5 protein-coding genes and 1 pseudogene are annotated in these 4,882 nt (G+C 69.4%); 5 read left to right on the top strand and 1 reads right to left on the bottom strand.

Annotated features, from left to right (window positions below; translation table 11 throughout):
* Positions 1 to 393: LacI family DNA-binding transcriptional regulator (locus tag AB0J09_RS56255; protein WP_360710760.1), on the bottom strand; the 393-nt coding region annotated here is incomplete at its 3' end.
* A 351-nt stretch (positions 394 to 744) separates the two neighbouring features.
* Between AB0J09_RS56255 and AB0J09_RS56250 the strand changes: the two genes are divergently transcribed.
* From AB0J09_RS56250 to AB0J09_RS56230, 5 genes and pseudogenes are all read left to right on the top strand, one after another.
* Positions 745 to 2,673: a beta-galactosidase gene (locus AB0J09_RS56250; protein WP_360710757.1), complete on the top strand. Its 1,929-nt coding sequence runs from the start codon at positions 745 to 747 to the stop codon at positions 2,671 to 2,673.
* A gap of 116 nt (positions 2,674 to 2,789) precedes the next feature.
* The gene (locus AB0J09_RS56245) at positions 2,790 to 2,966 is read left to right on the top strand and encodes a twin-arginine translocation signal domain-containing protein (RefSeq protein ID WP_360710754.1); all 177 of its coding nucleotides are present in this window, start codon (positions 2,790 to 2,792) and stop codon (positions 2,964 to 2,966) included.
* A gap of 63 nt (positions 2,967 to 3,029) precedes the next feature.
* On the top strand, positions 3,030 to 3,347 hold the full coding sequence (locus AB0J09_RS56240) for an L-rhamnose mutarotase (RefSeq protein ID WP_360710751.1): 318 nt from the start codon (positions 3,030 to 3,032) through the stop codon (positions 3,345 to 3,347).
* Between the two features lie 10 nt (positions 3,348 to 3,357).
* Entirely contained in the window at positions 3,358 to 4,515 is a 1,158-nt protein-coding gene (gene rhaI, locus AB0J09_RS56235) for an L-rhamnose isomerase (RefSeq protein WP_360710748.1), read from the top strand.
* Between the two features lie 6 nt (positions 4,516 to 4,521).
* Positions 4,522 to 4,882 (top strand): annotated as a pseudogene (locus AB0J09_RS56230) (bifunctional rhamnulose-1-phosphate aldolase/short-chain dehydrogenase); the annotation flags it as partial.

Here is a 4,882-nt window from a genome sequence, read left to right as displayed (position 1 = left end):
GCCGGGGTCCTCGCCGGACGGGGTGATCAGCACGCCGCGCACCCGGTGCTCGGCCAGCACCCGCAGGTTGCGGTCCTCTTTGTCCTGCGAGCCCGCGGAGTTGCCCAGGATCACCGCGTAACCCAGCTCGCTGGCCACGTCCTCGACCCCGGCCGCGACCTCGGTGAAGAACGGGTTGCCGATGTCGATCACGCTCAGGCCGATCGTCCTGCTGTGCCCGGCGCGCAGCGTCGAGGCCGAGCCGTGGCGGACGAACCCCAGCTCGTTGATCGCCGCCTGCACGCGCTCCCGGGTGGCGGGGGCGACTTTGCCGGGCCGGTTCAGTACGTTGGAGACCGTGCCTGGGGACACGCCGGCGTACGCGGCGACGTCCTTGATGCTGACCAGGGCCATGAGGATCTATTAAAACGTACAAACGGCCTTTGTGCCAGTCGATGCGCCGGTGGAACGCGGTTGGGGCCTGTCGCCGAGCGTGCATCTGGGCCGCTTTGCGTAAAACGTTTGTATCGGGAAGCGCACTCGTGCGCGGATCTCCTAGTTTCATAACGTTCGAGTAACGCCAACATCACGGGTCGCACCTCGATTCGGGCCGCCTGCCTGGGCAATCACCCGTGTTGATCAGCGAGAACTCGCTCGCGGCGCCGCCAAAGGCCTTGTGCGACTCCGTTGAGGAACGTTTTAATCCCCCGTAAACGCAGGCGTAACACGCTGTGAGCGCTAACAGTTATTCGAAAGGCAGGTTTCATGCCGGACGTCATCGCCTACGGCGGGGACTGGAATCCAGAGCAGTGGCCCGAGGAGATGTGGGAGCAGGACGTCGCGCTGATGCACGAAGCCGGCGTCAACCGGGTCAGCGTCGGCATCTTCTCCTGGTCGCTGCTCGAGCCGGCGGAGGGCGTGTTCGAGTTCGACTGGCTCGACCGCGTGATGGACCTGCTGGCCGCGAACGGGATCAAGGCCAACCTGGCCACGCCGACCGCCTCCCCGCCGCCCTGGTTCGGCGACGCGTACCCGGAGGCGCTGCCGGTCGACGCCGACGGGCGGCGGCTGTACCACGGCAGCAGGCAGGGCTTCTGCCCGAGCTCGCCGATCTACCGCGAGAAGGCGCTGCGCGTCGCCGAGCAGGTGGCCACCCGCTACCACGACCACCCGGCCCTGGCCCTGTGGCACGTGCACAACGAGTACGGCTGCCACAACGCGCGCTGCTACTGCGACACCTCGGCCGCGGCCTTCCGCGCCTGGCTGCGCTCGCACTACTCCTCGCTCGACGAGCTCAACGACGCGTGGGGCACCGCGTTCTGGTCCCAGCGCTACAGCGAGTGGTCCCAGATCCTGCCGCCGCGCGCCACCCCGACCTTGCCCAACCCGGGCCAGCAGCTCGACTACCGCCGCTTCAGCTCCGACGCGCTGGTCGAGCTCTACATCGCCGAGCGCGACCTGCTCAAGAAGATCAGCCCCGACGTGCCCGCGACCACCAACCTGATGGCGGGCGCGCACTGGGACATGGACTGCTGGGCCTTCGCCGCGGAGATGGACGTGGTCTCCACCGACCACTACCTGATCGGCGCCCGCGCGGAGCCGCACATCGACCTGGCCTTCGCCGCCGACTACGCCCGCTCGCTCAACGGCGGCCGGCCGTGGCTGCTGATGGAGCACTCGACCAGCGCGGTCAACTGGCAGCCGCGCAACCTCGCCAAGACCCCGGGCGAGCTGCGCCGCAACTCCCTGTCCCACCTGGCCAGGGGCGCGGACGGGATCATGTTCTTCCAGTGGCGGGCCTCCCGCACGGGCGCGGAGAAGTGGCACTCGGCGATGCTGCCGCACGCGGGCACGAACACCAAGGTCTGGCGCGAGGTGACCGCGCTCGGCGCCGAGCTGGCCGGGCTCGCCGGCGTGGCGGGCAGCACGGTCGAGGCCGACGTCGCGATCCTCATCGACCACTCCAGCGTGTGGGCTCAGGACCACCCCGCGCAGCCCAGCTCCGAGATGGACCCGGTGGAGGAGGCCAAGCGCTGGCATGCCGCGCTCTGGCAGGCCGGCGTCACCTGCGACCTGGCCCATCCCGAGGGCGACCTGACCGGCTACCGGCTGGTGCTGGTGCCCGCGCTGTACCTGGTGAGCGACGCGGGGGCGGCCAACCTCGCCCGGTTCGTGGAGCGGGGCGGGATCGTGCTGGTTGGCCCGTACAGCGGGATCGTGGACGAGCATGATCGGGTGCGGCTCGGTGGCTACCCGGGCGCGTGGCGCGATCTCCTGGGTGTGACCGTCGAGGAGTTCTTCCCCCTGGACGGGCCGCTCGAGCTGGCCTCGGGGTGGTCGGGGAGCGTGTGGAGCGAGGTGGCCCAGGCCACCGGAGCGAAGGTGCTCGACACGTACGCCACCGGGGAGCCCGCCTGGACCCGCAACGAGTGGGGTGAGGGGTTCGCGCACTACCTCACCACCAGGCTCGACGACGACGGCCTGGCCGAGGTCATCGCTGCCGTCACGGCCGAGGCCGGGGTCGGGCCCGTCGCCGACGCCCCCGCCGGGGTGGAGGTGGTGCGGCGCTCGCACGCCGACGGCCGCTCCTACCTGTTCGCCATCAACCACACGAGCGAGGACGCGGTCGTGACGCCGCCCACGGGCGGCCCCGTCACGGTGGCGGCGGGCGACGTCCGCGTGATCCCCGCCTGACGCCTGTGGCGGTGGCCGCGGCCCGCCGCCACCGCCTCTGAGCCACCGGAAAGGGCTCCCAGAGGAAGCGGTACCACCGGTCATCCCCCAGTCTCCGCACGGAGGTGCAGCACACCATGTCCGAAATATCACGACGCGATGCGTTAAAGCGGTTAGCCGCGGCGGGAGCAGCCGTCCCGCCGCCCGGAAGGCGTGCTGTGCGGCGGCGGGCCCGTGGCACGAAGATCGGCGTTAAAACGTGTCATCGTTGCGATGCGGGCGGCCCGGTTCGCCGGGGGCCGGGGGCGCATTGACAGCGAGCACCAGGAATCATAGTTTCCTGCACGAGGGATTAAAACGTTTTGAAGGGAGTGTCAGTGCAACGCGTCTGCTTCCTGCTGAAAGTCCGCCCAGAGCGGCTGGCGGAGTACCGCGAACGCCACCGAGACGTCTGGCCGGAGATGCGAGAGGCGCTCGCGCGCACCGGCTGGCACAACTACTCGCTCTTCCTGAGAGACGACGGCCTCCTCGTGGGCTATCTGGAGACCGAGGACTTCGAGGCCGCCAAGAAGGCGATGGCCGAGACCGAGGTCAACGCCCGCTGGCAGGCCGAGATGGCGCCGTTTTTCGAGAGCCTCGACGGGCGGCCCGACGAGGGCATGCACCCGCTGGCCGAAGTTTTCCACCTGGATTGATCGGGGAGCAATGACTGACATCAAGGCCGCGCTGCGGGCGCAGCACATCGAGACGCCGTCCTGGGCGTACGGCAACAGCGGCACGAGGTTCAAGGTGTTCGCACAGAAGGGGGTGCCGCGCGACCCGTACGAGAAACTCGCCGACGCCGCCCAGGTGCACGCGTACACCGGCATCGCCCCCACGGTCGCCCTGCACATCCCGTGGGACAAGGTGGACGACTACGCCGATCTGGCCAGGCATGCCCGCGACCTGGGTGTGGGCATCGGAGCGATCAACTCCAACGTCTTCCAGGACGACGACTACATGCTCGGCAGCGTCACCAACCCCTCCGCGCGGGTGCGCCGCAAGGCCACCGACCACCTGCTGGAGTGCGTGGACATCATGGACGCCACCGGGTCCGACACGCTCAAGCTTTGGTTCTCCGACGGCATCAACTACCCGGGCCAGGACGACATCAGGTCCCGCCAGGACCGCCTGGCCGAGTCGTTGGCCGAGGTTTACGACCGGCTCGGTGAGGGCCAGCGCTTCCTGCTGGAGTACAAGCTCTTCGAGCCCGCCTTCTACGCCACCGACGTGCCCGACTGGGGCACCGCGTACGCCCACTGCGTCAAGCTCGGCCCCAAGGCGCAGGTCGTGGTGGACACCGGGCACCACGCGCCGGGCACCAACATCGAGTTCATCGTGGCGTTCCTGCTGCGCGAGGGCAAGCTCGGCGGGTTCGACTTCAACTCCCGCTTCTACGCCGACGACGACCTCATGGTGGGGGCGGCGGACCCGTTCCAGCTCTTCCGCATCATGTTCGAGGTGGTACGCGGCGGCGGACTCGACCCCGAGACCGGCGTGGCGTTCATGCTGGACCAGTGCCACAACATCGAGCCCAAGATCCCGGGCCAGATCCGCTCGGTCATGAACGTCCAGGAGGCCACCGCCAAGGCCCTGCTCGTGGACCGCGAGGCGCTGGCCGCCGCGCAGACCGAGGGCGACGTGCTGGGCGCGAACGCCGTGTTCATGGACGCCTACAACACCGACGTGCGGCCGCTGCTCGCCGAGCTGCGTGAGGAGTCGGGGCTGGCGCCCGACCCGATGACCGCGTACGCAAAGTCCGGATATTTCGAGAAAATCGCCGCCGAGCGTGTCGGCGGAACCCAGGCCGGCTGGGGGGCCTGACCGATCATGGAAGTCATCAAGGAACTGCTGGAACGCTCTCACCGCCTGGGAGCCGACCCGCGCAACACCAACTACGCGGGCGGCAACACCTCCGCCAAGGGCGCCGCGCCCGACCCGGTCACCGGCGAGGAGGTCGAGCTGCTCTGGGTCAAGGGCTCCGGCGGCGACCTCGGCACGCTGAAGGGGTCCGGGCTCGCCGTGCTCCGCCTCGACCGGCTGCGCGCGCTCAAGGGCGTCTACCCGGGCGTGGAGCGCGAGGACGAGATGGTCGCCGCGTTCGACTACTGCCTGCACGGCAAGGGCGGGGCCGCACCGTCGATCGACACCGCCATGCACGGCCTGGTCGAGGCCGGCCACGTCGACCACC

Source organism: Nonomuraea sp. NPDC049784, from assembly GCF_040659615.1.
Lineage (GTDB): Bacteria > Actinomycetota > Actinomycetes > Streptosporangiales > Streptosporangiaceae > Nonomuraea.
Note: the sequence above shows the minus strand (reverse complement) of the source record. Positions and strands in the feature narration are given on the sequence as shown.